We start from the raw sequence: 14,451 nt of genomic DNA on the forward strand, positions 1-14,451 counted from the left end.
CCTCCGGGCAGGAGAGCGGTGAGCTAACGCAGGCCCAGCGACGCCGTGACCTTGCGGGCCAGGGACACCGAGTAGCTCTGCCCCCGGTCCTGCGGGTAGATCTGCGCCATCGTCACCAGCGTGACCCGGCTCATCGGCGTCTCGTGGGGCGGGATCAGCGCGCGGTACTCGGGCGTCACCACCGGCTGGGCGAAGCCCGCCTTCGAGAAGTGCCAGTCCTTGATCCAGGACTCGTCGAAGTCCGGGTTGATGCGCCGCAGATACGGCAGGAACTTCGTCAGCAGCTCGGCCGGGTCGGTGGTGAAGCGCCAGTCCTCACGCTCGACGTAGTTGCCCACGTAGAGGATGTGCCGGCCGCCGTAGACCGACGGGTCGATCATCTTGGTGTGTTCGACCACCGCGAGGAACGGGAAGTCCGGCTCGTTGATGTTGAGCCAGTAGTACGGGATCGCGCTGCGGTCCAGCTCCAGCACGAAGCAGGTCGCGCCCAGGTACTGGTTCTTCCACACCGTGTCGTCGGCGGGCAGCCCGGCCGCCTTGGCGAAGGCGGGCTGCGGGGTCGTGACGATGAGCCGCTCGAACTCGTACGTCGAACCGTCCGCGCAGGTCACCACGGCGGGCGCGGCGTCGCCGTCCTGCCGTATGGACTCCACGGCCTTGCCGAACTCCACCTTGCCGCCGCGCGCCTCGACGCCGTCCCGCAGCGCCGCGTAGACGCGCTCGAACCCGCCGTCCACATAGCCGAGTTCGAAGGTACGGCAGTGGATACGGGCCCACAGCCAGGCCATCGACACCTGCTCGGCGCGGTCGCCGAACTTGCCGCGCAGCAGCGGCTCCCAGATCGACGCGGTGGCCTTCTTGCCGGCCCAGCGACGCAGCCAGGCCAGCGCGGTGAGGTCGTTGAACCGCTCGCCGCTTCGGACCGCCTTCAGCAGCGCCGACGAACCGGCGAAACGGACCGCGTCCACCGGCGAGAACTCCGGGAAACGCAGCATGTCGACCGGGGACGTGAAGTCGATCAGCTTGCCGCCGCGGTAGATGCCCGTGGTCGGCTTGTGGAAGCGGAGCGCGTCCCCGAGGCCCAACTCCTCGATGAGGGAGATCATGGCCTTGTCGCTGCGGAAGATGTGGTGGTAGTAGCGCTCCAGCGGAATGCCGCCCACCTCCAACGACGCCGCCAGACCGCCCAGTTCGGAAGCCGCCTCCAGGATGGTCACCTGGTGGCCGGCGCGTACGGCGTCCCAGGCGGCGGTCAGGCCGGTGGCACCCGCCCCGATGATGCCGAGGTTCATGCGAAGCTCCACTTTCTGTTGAGCACGAACTGCAGAGCCAGCACCAGCGGCAGCGAACCCGCCTTGACGATGTTGGCGTCGATTCCGAGCGAGTCGGTGAAGACCAGGAAGAGCAGGAACGTCAGGGCGATCCCGGTCAGCCCGACCGCGTAGAAGCGCAGGAAGCGCACCACGATCCGGTCGCGCCGATCGAAGGTGATCAGCGCGTTGAGGATGAAGTTGTTGGTGATGCCGAGGGTGGTGCTGATCCAGTTGGCGAGCTGCTCGTCCAGGCCCACCGAGTTGTGCAGCAGCAGGAAGACCAGCAGGTCGACGACGACACCGCTGCCGCCGATGAGGGTGTAGCGGACGAGCTGACGGACCGTGCGGGCGCGCTCGTCCGGGGCGGTCGCGGGGGCGGGGGTCTCAGTCGTCGACACCGGGCCCGTCCTTCCCGTCCGAGCCGATGACCTCGCGCACCAGATACAGCGGACGCCCCTGCGCCTCGCTGTATATGCGCCCTATGTACGCGCCGATGACCCCCAGGGACAGCATCTGCGTACCGCCCAGGAACAGCACGACGACCATCAGCATCGTCCAGCCGGAGACGGTGATGTCGGGCCGGAAGAACTTCATGGCGAGCGCGTAGAGGATGCCGAGCAGCGACAGCACCAGGACCACGAAGCCGAGCCGCGTGATCATCTTCAGCGGGGTCGTGGAGAAGCTGGTCATCCCGTCGACGGCCAGCCGGGCCATCTTGCGCAGCGGGTACTTCGTCTCGCCCGCGAACCGCTCGTCGCGGTCGAAGGCCACCTCGGTCTGGCTGTAGCCCATCGAGGCGACGATGCCGCGCACGAAGCGGCTGCGCTCGCGGTACTTGCGCAGCTGGTCGGCGACCTTGCGGTCCAGCAGCCGGAAGTCCCCGGTGTCCAGCGGGATGTCCACCTCGGTGGAGGAGCGCAGGATCCGGTAGTACAGGTGCGCGGTGGCCCGCTTGAACGCCCTGTCCTGCCGGCTGCGCCGGCGCGCGTGCACGATGTCGGCACCCCCACGCCAGGCGTCGACCAGTTCCAGGCTGACCCGCGGCGGGTCCTGGAGGTCGGTGTCCATGACGATGACGGCATCGCCCTCGGCGACGTCGAGACCGGCCGTGATGGCGATCTGGTGCCCGAAGTTGCGGGCGAAGTCGACGACTCTCACGCGCGGGTCGCTCTCCGCGAGGCCCTTGAGGATCGCGAGCGAGCCGTCGGAGGAGCCGTCGTTGACGTAGACCAGCTCGAAGTCCAGGTCCGTGCGTTCGGCGAGAGCGGCGGTCAGCTCGGAGTGGAAGGCGGCGATGCCGTCCTGCTCGTTGTAGACCGGAAGGACGTACGAGATCAGCGGCCGCCGGGCCGTCCCCGGCTCCACCGGCGCGAGTGCGACGGGAGCCGGGGCATGGGCGGGCGGGCGTATGTCCTGCTGGGTCATATCGACCCGTCCGAGGACTTGAACGGGGGTCTCCCCAGTGCTGTTGGGCGCATTGGGGGAAGCTATGGAGGCACTGTGAACGTCGGCCGAACGTTCTGCGACCGGCAGCTGTCCACCCCGTTGCTCTTCGCCCTCTTTGGGTTCAGAAGCTAACTCCGGGGGGAGAACATCAGATTCCGCGTCTTGGGCGGCCGAGGCGCGGTCGACGGGACGAGTGTGCCGTCGTGCTCGGTGACCCAGTGGCAGTCGTAGCCGAGCGGTTCGAACTCGTCGAGGAGCGTGTCCAGCGACGCGTCCCGCAGCGCTTCGAGCAGCACGGTCGGCCGGTCGCGCTTCAGCACCTGCCGGGCTCCCTCGAGCACCGCCATCTCATGGCCCTCGACGTCGATCTTCATCAGGTCCAGCTTGGTGTCGGCGAACACCTCGTCGAGCGGCAGCAGTTGAATGCGCTTCAGCTGGGCGTCGGCGGCGGCGTGCTCCAGGGTGGAGCCCGTCGAGAGCAGGTTGCCGGAGAAGCGGACGCTGATGTCCGCCCAGCCCGCCTTGCTGGAGACTCCGGCCTGGTAGAGCTTGACGTTCGGGACGGCGTTCGACCGGACGTTCACCGACAGGCGGGCGTGGATCTGGTCCACCGGCTCAAAGGCATGCACCTTCGCCTTCGGGTTGGCGAGCGCGGCGATCATCGAAAAGTATCCGACGTGCGCGCCGACGTCGGCGATCGTCGCGCTCTGCGTGGCCAGCCGGGCCCAGGTGGCGAGGCTGCCGGGCTCGTAGCCGAACCGCCCGTTCCACAGGGTGTCCAGGGCGACCGCTTCATCGTTAACACAAAACATGACAAACGGTGGACAATAGGGAGAGTCGATCTCGGCAAAGCCCCGGTACGGGTGCTTCTTGCGGTGGGTGCGGATGATGTCACCGGTGGAGACCGGCCGGACCGATGTTGCGTGGGCCAGCATGCGGGCGTTGGCTTCATCGAGCTGGGGTATACGCATCACGCGATCGTAGGGGTGTGATGGCGGCTTGTCCGTGGTTCCGGAGTACTCCGGGAAGGCCAGACCACCGATGTGATCTGGCCTTTTCCGGGGCGTCATCCTGGGGTGCCGCGGTGTTCACCCCTGTTTCGCTCAGCGCTTCACAGCCTTCTTCAACGCCCGCGCCCGCCGCACCACCCGCCGCGCGGTGGAGTTGCGCGGCAGGAACGCCAGCCGCTCCGGGATGCCGCCGGGCAGGCCGAGGGAGGTCAGGCGCTTGCGCTTGAAGTAGCGCTGGGTGCGCGGGCCGAAGTGCTTCGAGAGGTAGCGCTCCGTCACCGGGCGCAGGCTCTGGTAGATCTGCGGCTGCATGCTGAAGCCGACCGCGGTGACCAGGCCGTTCAGCTCGTCGGCGGGGATGGCCGCCTCGCCCTTGCGTTCCTCCAGGTCCGGCAGGACGGCGTCGGCCAGCACGGCCGGGACCCGGTTGCTGTTCTGGTAGGGCGTCAGCCGGTCGAGCAGCGGCTCGGTGCCGATGCGGGCGACGGGGAGGTCGTAGAAGGAGGACGCCGTGAAGAGCGCGGTGGAGAAGCAGCCGACGACCAGCCCGGGCCGGGCCTTCTCGAACAGCACCTCGGCGAGGACGGGGGTGTCCAGGACGGTGAGGTCGACGCCCAGCTTCTCGGCCTCGGTCTCCAGGGCCCGGCTGTAGCGGGCTGGCGCGGTGGGATGCGGCTTGAAGACGACCGAGCGGTGACCGCGGGAGACCGCGCCCCGCATCATCCGCACGTGCAGGTCCTCTTCCTCCTTGGGGGAGAGGATGTTCAGCGCGGACAGGTACTGGCCCAGCAGCAGCGCCGCGTTCTCCGGCAGGACCGGCACCTCGGCGACGGTCGCGGTGAGCTCGCCCATCACCTTCAGGAACGCCGGCGTCGGCACCACGTGCGGCGGCACGTCGAACTCGGTCAGCAGCATCGGTGTCAGCCCTGGCACCAGGTCCAGGTGCAGAAGTCTGCGCACCCGCGTGCCGACCAGCGGGTCCAGCTTGTTGCGGGTGGGGCCGTAACTCATCAGGCCGTCGGCGTAGACGTCGACGGGGGCGCCGGTGAACAGCTGGGCGACGGTGAGGGCGGGGGTGACCTGGATGGATTCCAGGGCCAGTTCGACGCGGTCGTCGCCGAGGTTCCACAGCAGCCGCAGGTAGCGCTCGAAGAGGGGGATGTCGTCGGGGCGCGGGGTCCAGGAGCCGGGGTGGAAGGGGCGGATGGCCTCGTTCCAGGACACCACGTCGTCGAAGTGGCTGCGCAGCGGCTCGAAGCCCGGCATCTCGTCGAGGGGCGGGGTGGTCTCCGGGTTCGTGGAGTTGTTGAAGACCAGAAGTATCCGTCGGTCCGGCTCGGTGAACAGGTCGGAGTCGATCGCGGCGGCCAGGGTGGCGGCGCCGTACAGCGTCGAGGCGCAGAAGATCTGAGTCGTACGGGGCATCAGGCGGCCGCCTTCGCTGTGGTGACCCGGCGCCGCAGCCGCCTCAGCTTGGAGGAGCGGCGCATGTCCATGGTCTCGAGTACGTCACCGAGCGCGTCCTGCGGCATGCGCTTTATGGCCGCCGCGCTCATCGCCCGCAGCTGCTTGGCGACGGCCGGTTCCCACTTGGACTCGTCGGACAGGTGGTGGGCGATGATCGCGCAGTAGGTGCGCACCGCCTTCGGCAGCAGCCGGTCGGCGTCCGGATCCGCGGCCGTCTCCTCGATCACCTGGTCGAAGGCGCGGATGAAGTCGAGCTGGCGGACGTCACCGATCTGCGTCAGGGAGGAGGCGACCCCGCGCCGGTAGAACACGCCGAGCAGGCTCACCACGGCGAACGACTCCGCCTCGCGGTGCAGCTTCCAGATCCACGGCCGGTCCTCGGCCGTGCGCAGCCCGTCGGTGAAGTGCAGCAGGCCCTTGTCGAGCAGGCGGCGGTGGTAGGCGCCGGCCCAGGCGTAGGCGTAGTCGACCGAGGTGGTGCGGTCCGCGGGCAGGATGGCCTCGCGCGGGTTCATCACCTCGTGGCGGCGCCCGACGGGGGCCCGGTGCACGGAGCGGGCGCGGGCGGTGGCCTGCACATGGTCGGTGCGGATGAAGTCGCAGCCCAACTCCTCGATGGCGGAGACCAGTTCGGAGAGGTAGCCGGGAGCCAGCCAGTCGTCGCCGTCCAGGAACGTCAGGTACTCGCCCTGCGCCGCGTCGAGGCCGGTGTTGCGGGCGGTGGCGAGGCCGCCGTTCACCTCGTGGCGGATGTAACGGATCTGGGCGACGTCCGAAAGTTCTTCGGCCGCGCGTTCGAGAATTGCCGGGGTTTCGTCCTTGGATTTGTCGTCCACCAGCACGAACTCGAAGTCGCGCCGGGCGTTCATTCGAAGGCTTCTGAGGGTGTCCGGGGCGTATTGCTGCACGTTGTAGAACGGCACGATGACGGAAAGCTTTGGCACCTGCAAAACGTTAGGAGGCTGCCCGGCTGCGGAACTTTCTGGTGAGGGTACGGAGGGTGAACTCAATGTGTCGGTACGGTGCATCCCGTGTACTTTCCGCTCTCCAGCGGGCCAGTTCGGCTCGCGGTGGGCTGTTGTTAACTTTCCGTTGATTCCCGGTTGGGCAGGATCTAGAAATTGCTTCCTAGCGTCTTCCTCGTGCCACCAAGTACAACGAACCCCCCGCGAATCGCCGTCCTCGCGGACTCGGACACCCGCTGGAAATGGGGTGCTCTGACCGCGGACCGCATCGCTCCGGGCCCGTCCATGGAAGCCGCAACGCGCGAGGACGCGCAAGTCCGCCCTGCCCTGAGCGGATTCCTGCTGCGCGGCCGGGCCACACCCACCGCGCGCCAGCTGCAAGAGGTGGGGGTGCGCGCCGACTCCCTGCGGGAGGTCACGGCCGTGGAATTCCTGCGCGCCATGGCCGAGGAGGAGTACGACGTCGTCGTCGTCGCCCTCGTCGGCGGCGGCGTGCAGGCGATGCTGCACGGCCTCAAGCGCGTGTGGGAGGGCCGCGAGAAGCGTCCCGTCGTCGTCACCGGCTATGTCGGCGTCGTCTACGAGAAGCTGGCCGACGGCCTGCTGCTGCGGCACGGCGCCGACCTCGTCCTCGCCAACTCCCGCCAGGACGCCGAGCGTTTCCGCGCGGTGTACGAAGGGGTGGGCGCCGACTCCTCGTCGGTGACCGAGGTGGCACTGCCCTTCCTGGGGGGCGCTCCCTACGCCGGTGAGCACGACCCCTACACCGTCGTCTTCGCGGCCCAGCCCTCCGTGCCGGACAGCCGCAAGGACCGTACGTACCTGCTGGAGCGGCTCGTCCGGCACGCGCGGCTGCACCCCGAGCGCGAGGTGCTGCTCAAGCTGCGCTCCAAGCCGGGCGAACACACCACGCACATCGAGGAGTTGCCCTACCAGAAGCTGGCGCAGCGGCTGGAGCTGCCGCCCAACTTCCGTCTGGTGTACGGCAACATGGGCGAGGTCCTCGACCGGACCGACCTGCTGGTGACCATCAGCTCCACGGCCGCCCTCGAGTCCCTGCACCGCCGCGTCCCCACCGTCGTCCTCACCGACCTCGGCGTCCGTGAGGTGCTCGGCAACCACCACTTCGTCGGCTCCGGATGCCTCGCCTCCTGGGACCAGCTCGACGCCGGACACCGGCCGTCGCCCGACGAGGAGTGGGTGGCCCGCCAGGGCGTCGCCGCCGACGGCTCGTACGCCACCGCCTTCGACGCGGCCCGCGAGCGCATCGCCAAGCTGCTCGCCCTGCCCGGCGGCCTGCCGCCCCTCACCCCGTACTACACACCCGCGACCGCGCCCGGCTACCTGCCCGGCATCCTCGCCCGCCACCACCTCGGCCCGGACGGCAGCCCGCTGCCCGGCGCGCCCGCGGCCGACAAGGACCCCGGGCCGGTCCGGCAGATCGTGCGCCGGGCGGCGCGCGGCGCCTACCGGCACGGGGTGCAGCGGGTCGCGCCCGTCATCCGGCGGATGGGCGAGCTGTGAGCCGCCGCCCGGTCCCGCTTCAAGGCCCACTTGGCCCACTTGGCCCACTTCAAGGAGCTGAACCCATGTCCAACCCGGAAGCGGGCCAAGGCGCTTCGGTGCGCCGGGTGCTCGCGGTGATCCCCGCGCGCGGCGGCTCCAAGGGCGTGCCCGCGAAGAACCTCGCCCCCGTCGGGGGCGTGCCGCTGGTGGCGCGGGCGGTGCGCGAGTGCCGCGCGACCCGCCTGGTGACGGACGTGGTCGTCTCCACCGACGACCAGGCCATCGCGGCGGCGGCCCGCGAGGCCGGCGCGGAGGTCGTGCTGCGGCCGGCCGCCATCGCCGGCGACATGGCGACCTCGGAGGCCGCGGTCCTGCACGCGATGGACGCGCACGAGGCCCTGCACGGCTCGGCCGTCGATGTCGTGCTGCTCGTGCAGTGCACCAGTCCGTTCATCCTCCGCGAGGACATCGACGGGGTGGCCGGCGCGGTCGTGGAGAACGGCGCCGACACGGCGGTGACCGTGGCGCCCTTCCATGGCTTCATCTGGCGCGACGCCGACGACGAGGCCCACTCCGGGGACGTCAGCGGCGGCTACGGCGTCAACCACGACAAGTCCTTCCGCCCCCGCCGCCAGGACCGCCCCCAGGACCTGCTGGAGACCGGCGCCGCCTACGCGATGGACGCGGCCGGCTTCCGCAAGCACCAGCACCGCTTCTTCGGCCACACGGAGCTGGTGCGCACCGACCCGGCCCGCGTGCTGGAGATCGACGACCCGCACGACCTCGCCCGGGCCCGAGCCCTCGCGCCGCTGTTCGACGCGGACCGGCCCGGCGCCCTCCCGACCGCCGACGACATCGACGCGGTCGTACTCGACTTCGACGGCACCCAGACCGATGACCGGGTGCTGATCGACGCCGATGGAAAGGAGTTCGTCTCCGTGCACCGCGGAGACGGCCTCGGCATCGCCGCCCTGCGCAAGAGCGGGCTGAACATGCTGATCCTGTCCACGGAAGTGAACCCGGTCGTCGCCGCCCGGGCCCGGAAGCTCAAGATCCCGGTCCTGCACGGCATCGACCGCAAGGACCTCGCGCTGAAGCAGTGGTGCGAGGAGCAGGGCATCGCGCCTGAGCGCGTGCTCTACGTCGGCAACGACGTCAACGACCTCCCGTGCTTCGCCCTCGTGGGCTGGCCCGTGGCGGTCGCGAGCGCCCATGACGTGGTGCGCGGCGCCGCACGCGCGGTCACCACCGTCCCCGGTGGCGACGGCGCGATCCGAGAGATCGCCAGCTGGATCCTCGGCCCTTCTCTCGACTCCCTCGACAAGTAAGGAAAGTTCCTGCCATGAGCAACTCCCGTCTGCGCACGTTTGGTTCGAAGACCGCCGGACCGGGTCAGCCCGTCTACATCACCGGCGAGATCGGCATCAACCACAACGGCGAGCTGGAGAACGCCTTCAAGCTCATCGACGTGGCCGCCGAGGCCGGCTGCGACGCCGTCAAGTTCCAGAAGCGCACCCCGGAGATCTGCACCCCGCGCGACCAGTGGGACATCGAGCGCGACACGCCCTGGGGCCGGATGACGTACATCGACTACCGCCACCGCGTGGAGTTCGGCGAGGACGAGTACCGCCAGATCGACGAGTACTGCAAGACCAAGAACATCGACTGGTTCGCCTCCCCGTGGGACACCGAGGCCGTCGCCTTCCTGGAGAAGTTCGACGTCCCCGCCCACAAGGTGGCCTCCGCCTCCCTGACCGACGACGAGCTGCTGCGCGCCCTGCGCGCCACCGGCCGTACGGTCATCCTCTCCACCGGCATGTCGACCCCGAAGCAGATCCGCCACGCGGTCGAGGTCCTCGGCAGCGACAACATCCTGCTCTGCCACGCCACGTCGACCTACCCGGCCAAGGCCGAGGAGCTCAACCTACGCGTGATCAACACCCTCCAGCAGGAGTACCCGAACGTTCCGATCGGCTACTCCGGTCACGAGACGGGCCTGCAGACCACCCTGGCCGCCGTCGCCCTCGGCGCCACCTTCGTCGAGCGCCACATCACCCTGGACCGCGCGATGTGGGGCTCCGACCAGGCCGCCTCGGTCGAGCCGCAGGGCCTCACCCGCCTGGTCCGCGACATCCGCACCATCGAGGCCTCCCTCGGCGACGGCGTGAAGAAGGTCTACGAGTCCGAGCTCGGCCCGATGAAGAAGCTGCGCCGCGTCAGCGGTGTCGTCGCCGAGGCGGAGATCGCGGCGGCCGCGGGCGAGCCGGTCTCGGTCTGAGCCTGGTCTCAACCCGTTCTGAGCACCACCCCCCACCAGAGAAACACTTACGACGGGACGGTCGTATTTAGATGAGCCCCCGCGCCGGGTCCGCCGGCCCACGCACTCTCGCCTTCGTGGAGAGTCCGGTACAGCTGCTGAACGTGCTGGAGTGGGCGCACGCGCATGCGCCCGGCGCGGGGCTCACCCTCGTCGTCCTGTCCCCGATCGACCCCATGACCCGCGGCCAGCTGCGCCGCATGTCCGAACTCGCCCGCGAGGAGGGCCACGAGGTCCGCTGGGAGGAGGCGCGGGGCGGAGCCATGGCCCCGTTCCAGACCATCGGCGGCCTGGCCGGGATGCTCCGCAGGGCCGACCGGGTCGTCCTGGGCGACCCCTTCTCCCGCTACGTACAACTCCTGCTGACGATCACCAAGGCCAGCGACCTCGTCGTCGTCGACGACGGCACGGCCACGATGGAGTTCGTCGCCCAGCTGGCCAGCGGCGAGCGCCTGGTGCGCTGGCACCGCAAGGGCGGCCGCCCCGGCCCCCGCGACCTGGTCTTCGCGCCGGTGTCGTCCGCGGCCCGCAAACGTCTGACACCGGGCGAGAAGCGCAGGGTGGAGATCTTCTCCTCCATGCCCATGGAGGACATGCCACAGGGCGTGACGGTGACCGCGAACTCCTTCACTTGGACCCGCTCCCGCTTCGGCCCGCCCCGCATCACCAAGGGCGCCGACATGGTCGGCACCTCGCTGGTGGAGACGGGCGTCGTGGACGGCGACCGGTACCTGGAGGCCGTCGCCTCCCTGGCGAAGGCCCACGGCGCCACCCGCTACTTCGCCCACCGCCGGGAGAGCACCGAGAAGCTCCACCGGCTGGCCGTGGAGACCGGCCTGGAGATAGTCCGGCCCGACCTCCCCCTCGAACTGATCGCCCGCCGTGGCCCGGTCGGCCGAACCATCCTGAGTTTTCCGTCGACCGTCGTCCACACACTGCCGCTCGCCCTCTCCGGTACGGAGGTCAAGGTCGCGGTGTGCGACATCGACCCCGAGTGGCTGACGGAGACCGCCTCGCCGCGGGCCCAGGGCTTCCTGTCCGGGGTGACGGGGACGGCCCGCGACGTGCACCGGCTGTCGGCGGTCACCGCGGTGTGACATGCCTCCTATGTCGGCTTTCTCACCAGTAGAAACGCCCGTGGCAGCTTCTCCTCCTCGTACGGCTCCCGCAGCACCCGCGCGTGCGGCTGGAGTCCCGCCTCGGTGAGGCGGTCGGCCACCGACTCCGGGGTGCGCCAGTAGTAGTCGAGCGAGATCTCCTGGCCGAACCGCTCCGTGAGGTGCAGGTGCCCGTCCTTGTCGCCGGACTGGAAGGCGAGCAGGACATACCCGCCGGGCACCAGCACGCGGTGGAACTCGGCGAACATCGCCGACAGGTGTTCGTCCGGGACATGGATGATCGAGTAGAGGGCGGCGATCCCGCCGAGCGTCCCGTCCGGCAGGTCCAGGGACGTCATCGAGCCCACGTGAAAGCGCAGGTCGGGGTAGGCGCGGCGGGCCAGCTCCACCATCCGGGGCGAGATGTCGACCCCGAAGACGGGCAGGCCCAGGGAGTGCAGCAGCGCGGTGACGTGTCCGGGGCCGCTGCCCAGGTCCGCCACGGGCGCCGAGCCGGTGGCGCGGACCAGTTCGGCGAAAGCCGCGATCGGCATGCGGTCCAGGGGTCTGTCGTCCAGGCCGGCGGCGGTGAAGCGCTCGCTGAAGGCGGGGGCGATCGCGTCGTACGACGTTCGGGTGGCCGTCAAGAATTCCGGGCTCTCGATACTCACGCTCCCGCACCCTACTGAGGCGACCACCACGCCCACTCGACCTACAGATGAACAGTCCGACAGGTGAACAGACGGGCGTCTCTCACGCGAGGCGTGGTATGCGTGAGGTAGTGGATGGGTGTCATGTGGCGTGTCACCGGCGTCACCCGGCATCCACTCGGCCGGAAAGTCGGGCGAGTGTACCCATCCGGAACGGTACATATGCGTTCGGCGGTCAGATTTTCTTCCCCTGACGGACTGATCTTTTGTTGATCGAGGTCAGTCGACCGCCCGGGCGTCCTACCCTTCAGAGGGTGAACCACTTGATGTCACTACAGTCCGAGGCCGATCTTCCCGGGGAAGCCCTGCTTCCCGGGGCGCTGCCCGAGGCGCTCCGTGCCGAGCTCATCGCCTTCCGGCGCGATCTGCACATGCACCCCGAACTCGGCAACCAGGAGTTCCGCACCACCGCGGCGATCAAGGAGCGGCTGGAGAAGGCCGGCCTGAAACCCCGCGTGCTCGCCGTCGGGACCGGCCTCGTCTGTGACATCGGTGACCCGGACATCGGTGACTCGGACGGGGAGCAGCCCATGCTCGCCCTGCGCGCCGACATCGACGGCCTGCCCATCCCGGACATGAAGAGCGAGTGCCCGTACCGCTCCACCGTGCCGGACCGCGCCCACGCCTGCGGGCACGACGTGCACACCACCGTGGTGCTGGGCGCCGGGCTCGTGCTCGCCGACCTGCACAGACAGGGGCTGCTGCCGCGGCCCGTGCGGCTGCTCTTCCAGCCCGCGGAGGAGGTGCTGCCCGGCGGCGCCGCCGACGCCATCGACTGCGGAGTGCTCGAAGGGGTCGGGCGGATGATCGCCGTGCACTGCGACCCCCGGGTCGACGCCGGGAGGATCGGACTGCGCGCGGGGGCCATCACCTCCGCCTGCGACCGGCTGGAGATCGCCCTCGAGGGGCCCGGCGGGCACACCGCACGCCCCCACCTGACCACCGACCTGGTGACGGCCGCCGCCCGGGTCGTCACCGACGTGCCCGCCCTCGTCGCCCGCCGCGTCGACGCCCGCGCCGGGATGGCCGTGACCTGGGGCCGCATCGAGTCCGGCCACGCCCCGAACGTGATCCCGCAGCACGCCGAGCTCTCCGCGACCGTACGGTGCCTGGACATCGACGCGTGGCGGCAGGCGCCCGACATCGTGGTCGCCGCGATCGACGAGGTCGCCAACCTGCACCGCGCCAAATCGGAGATCAACTACGTGCGCGGGGTCCCGCCCGTGGTCAACGACGCCGGGACGATCGAGCTCCTCCGGGACGCCATGACCGCACGCCGGGGCGCCGACTCCGTCGAGGGCACCGAGCAGAGCCTCGGCGGCGAGGACTTCTCCTGGTACCTGGAACACGTGCCCGGCGCCATGGCCCGCCTCGGCGTCCGCCCGCCCGGCGAGCGGATCGTACGGGATCTCCACCAGGGCGACTTCGACGTCGACGAGTCGGCGATCACCGTGGGCGTGGAACTCTTCACGGCGGCCGCGCTCATCGACGGTGGGCTGTAGGCGTACTGTAGGCGTTCGACTACTGAGGTTTTCGATCGTCGCTAATCTGCACGGGTGACCACCGACCTCACCCTCCTGCCGCGTGTCGCCCATCGCGGACAGGAGATCACCGCGCCCCGGCTCCGCGGCCTCCTCGCGCTGCTCGCCGGCGACTTACGTACGGGCTGCAGCACCGAGCGCCTTGTGGCGGGGCTGTGGCCGGACGAGTTGCCGGAGCGGCCGGCGAAGGCGGTGCAGGTCCTGGTGTCCAGGGCGCGGGCGCAGCTGGGCGCCGACGTCATCGCGAGCACGCCGACCGGATACCGGCTCACCCTCGCCGAGGACCAGGTCGACAGCTCCGCCCTGCTGCTGCACGCCGCCGCGAGCGCGGAGCGGGCCAGGGCCGGGGACCACGCGGGATCGCTGGCCGCGGCCGAGGCCGGACTCGCGCTGTGGGAGGGCACTCCCGACGAGGCCTACGACACCGACGACCCCGTAGCCGCGCTGCGCACCGAGCGCGCCCCCGTCCGCGGCACTCTCATACGCGCGCGGGCGCTCGCGCTCGCCCGCCTCGGACGGCACGCGGAGGCGGCCGGGCCGCTGGCCGTGACCGCCTCGGAGCATCCGCGCGACGAGGAAGTGCTCGCCGAGCTGCTGCGCGCCGAGGCGGCTACGGCGGGCCCGTCCGCCGCGCTGACGCGGTACGAGGCGTACCGCCGTGAGCTGCGCGACGAGCTCGGCACGGATCCGGGCGCCGGGCTCAAGGCCGTACAGCGGGAGCTGCTGCGCGGCGAGGCACCTGTGGTCCGGCACGGCGTGCCGCACGAGCCGAACCCGCTCCTCGGCCGGGACGAGGACATCGCGGCGGTGGAGCGGCTGCTGCGCGTCTCCCGCGCCGTCACCGTGGCCGGCCCCGGTGGCCTCGGCAAGACCCGGCTCGCGCACGCCGTCAGCCGCCGGGCCGAGCAGCGCGTGGTGTATTGCGTGCCGCTCGCCGGCGTCACCGCGGACGAGGACGTGGCCGCGGAGGTGGCCTCCGCGCTCGGCGCGGGCGAGGGGCGGGCCGGCGCCATGACCGGCCACGCCTCGGCCGACCCGGTGTCCGGCATCCTCGGCGTGCTCGGCTCCGGGCCCGCACT

The 14,451-nt window shown here is 70.3% G+C and carries 13 protein-coding genes; 6 read left to right on the forward strand and 7 right to left on the reverse strand.

The window, feature by feature from the left end; translation table 11 throughout:
• Window positions 1–23: 23 nt before the first annotated feature.
• The 6 genes from CLM62_RS39285 to CLM62_RS39310 form a co-directional block, all read right to left on the reverse strand.
• Complete coding sequence (locus CLM62_RS39285) at window positions 24–1,292, reverse strand: NAD(P)/FAD-dependent oxidoreductase (RefSeq protein ID WP_095754668.1); 1,269 nt, start codon at window positions 1,290–1,292, stop codon at window positions 24–26.
• Window positions 1,289–1,711: a GtrA family protein gene (locus tag CLM62_RS39290; protein WP_095754669.1), complete on the reverse strand. Its 423-nt coding sequence runs from the start codon at window positions 1,709–1,711 to the stop codon at window positions 1,289–1,291. Before CLM62_RS39290 ends, CLM62_RS39285 begins: the two co-directional genes overlap by 4 nt.
• Entirely contained in the window at window positions 1,698–2,738 is a 1,041-nt protein-coding gene (locus tag CLM62_RS39295; RefSeq protein WP_095754670.1) for a glycosyltransferase family 2 protein, read from the reverse strand. The genes CLM62_RS39290 and CLM62_RS39295 overlap by 14 nt, the downstream gene beginning before the upstream one ends.
• 149 nt (window positions 2,739–2,887) lie before the next feature.
• A complete protein-coding gene (locus CLM62_RS39300; RefSeq protein ID WP_179382417.1) occupies window positions 2,888–3,730 on the reverse strand; it encodes an FkbM family methyltransferase in 843 nt (280 codons plus the stop codon).
• A 132-nt stretch (window positions 3,731–3,862) separates the two neighbouring features.
• Window positions 3,863–5,194: an alpha-2,8-polysialyltransferase family protein gene (locus CLM62_RS39305; RefSeq protein WP_095754672.1), complete on the reverse strand. Its 1,332-nt coding sequence runs from the start codon at window positions 5,192–5,194 to the stop codon at window positions 3,863–3,865.
• On the reverse strand, window positions 5,194–6,180 hold the full coding sequence (locus CLM62_RS39310; protein WP_095754673.1) for a glycosyltransferase family 2 protein: 987 nt from the start codon (window positions 6,178–6,180) through the stop codon (window positions 5,194–5,196). The genes CLM62_RS39305 and CLM62_RS39310 overlap by 1 nt, the downstream gene beginning before the upstream one ends.
• 198 nt (window positions 6,181–6,378) lie before the next feature.
• On the opposite strand from CLM62_RS39310, the gene CLM62_RS39315 reads away from it, so the two are divergent.
• The 4 genes from CLM62_RS39315 to CLM62_RS39330 all read left to right on the forward strand — a co-directional run bounded on the left by CLM62_RS39315 (window position 6,379) and on the right by CLM62_RS39330 (window position 11,121).
• Entirely contained in the window at window positions 6,379–7,725 is a 1,347-nt protein-coding gene (locus CLM62_RS39315) for a DUF6716 putative glycosyltransferase (protein WP_095754674.1), read from the forward strand.
• Between the two features lie 65 nt (window positions 7,726–7,790).
• Window positions 7,791–9,035 carry an N-acylneuraminate cytidylyltransferase gene (locus tag CLM62_RS39320; RefSeq protein ID WP_095754675.1) on the forward strand — a complete coding sequence of 415 codons (1,245 nt, stop codon included), beginning with the start codon at window positions 7,791–7,793 and terminating at the stop codon, window positions 9,033–9,035.
• Window positions 9,036–9,049: 14 nt separating this feature from the next.
• Window positions 9,050–9,985: an N-acetylneuraminate synthase family protein gene (locus CLM62_RS39325; protein WP_095754676.1), complete on the forward strand. Its 936-nt coding sequence runs from the start codon at window positions 9,050–9,052 to the stop codon at window positions 9,983–9,985.
• Between the two features lie 71 nt (window positions 9,986–10,056).
• Window positions 10,057–11,121: a hypothetical protein gene (locus tag CLM62_RS39330; RefSeq protein ID WP_095754677.1), complete on the forward strand. Its 1,065-nt coding sequence runs from the start codon at window positions 10,057–10,059 to the stop codon at window positions 11,119–11,121.
• 8 nt (window positions 11,122–11,129) lie between these two features.
• On the opposite strand, the gene CLM62_RS39335 is transcribed toward CLM62_RS39330, so the two are convergent.
• The gene (locus CLM62_RS39335; protein ID WP_257004346.1) at window positions 11,130–11,792 is read right to left on the reverse strand and encodes a class I SAM-dependent methyltransferase; all 663 of its coding nucleotides are present in this window, start codon (window positions 11,790–11,792) and stop codon (window positions 11,130–11,132) included.
• A gap of 305 nt (window positions 11,793–12,097) precedes the next feature.
• Between CLM62_RS39335 and CLM62_RS39340 the strand changes: the two genes are divergently transcribed.
• Window positions 12,098–13,333: a M20 family metallopeptidase gene (locus CLM62_RS39340; RefSeq protein ID WP_095754678.1), complete on the forward strand. Its 1,236-nt coding sequence runs from the start codon at window positions 12,098–12,100 to the stop codon at window positions 13,331–13,333.
• 54 nt (window positions 13,334–13,387) lie between these two features.
• The coding region (locus tag CLM62_RS39345; RefSeq protein ID WP_306457966.1) for a BTAD domain-containing putative transcriptional regulator at window positions 13,388–14,451 on the forward strand (1,064 nt) is incomplete at its 3' end.

Origin of the sequence: Streptomyces sp. SA15 (assembly GCF_002291145.1) — a bacterium.
In the GTDB taxonomy this organism is placed as follows: domain Bacteria; phylum Actinomycetota; class Actinomycetes; order Streptomycetales; family Streptomycetaceae; genus Streptomyces.

What these genes read in the sequence shown, in the direction of transcription:
- CLM62_RS39330 (WP_095754677.1), top strand. Translation starts at nt 10,057, where the DNA reads ATGAGCCCCCGCGCCGGGTCCGCCGGCCCACGCACTCTCGCCTTCGTG.
- CLM62_RS39295 (WP_095754670.1), bottom strand. Translation starts at nt 2,738, where the DNA reads ATGACCCAGCAGGACATACGCCCGCCCGCCCATGCCCCGGCTCCCGTC.
- CLM62_RS39305 (WP_095754672.1), bottom strand. Translation starts at nt 5,194, where the DNA reads ATGCCCCGTACGACTCAGATCTTCTGCGCCTCGACGCTGTACGGCGCC.
- CLM62_RS39285 (WP_095754668.1), bottom strand. Translation starts at nt 1,292, where the DNA reads ATGAACCTCGGCATCATCGGGGCGGGTGCCACCGGCCTGACCGCCGCC.
- CLM62_RS39325 (WP_095754676.1), top strand. Translation starts at nt 9,050, where the DNA reads ATGAGCAACTCCCGTCTGCGCACGTTTGGTTCGAAGACCGCCGGACCG.
- CLM62_RS39340 (WP_095754678.1), top strand. Translation starts at nt 12,098, where the DNA reads ATGTCACTACAGTCCGAGGCCGATCTTCCCGGGGAAGCCCTGCTTCCC.
- CLM62_RS39320 (WP_095754675.1), top strand. Translation starts at nt 7,791, where the DNA reads ATGTCCAACCCGGAAGCGGGCCAAGGCGCTTCGGTGCGCCGGGTGCTC.
- CLM62_RS39300 (WP_179382417.1), bottom strand. Translation starts at nt 3,730, where the DNA reads ATGCGTATACCCCAGCTCGATGAAGCCAACGCCCGCATGCTGGCCCAC.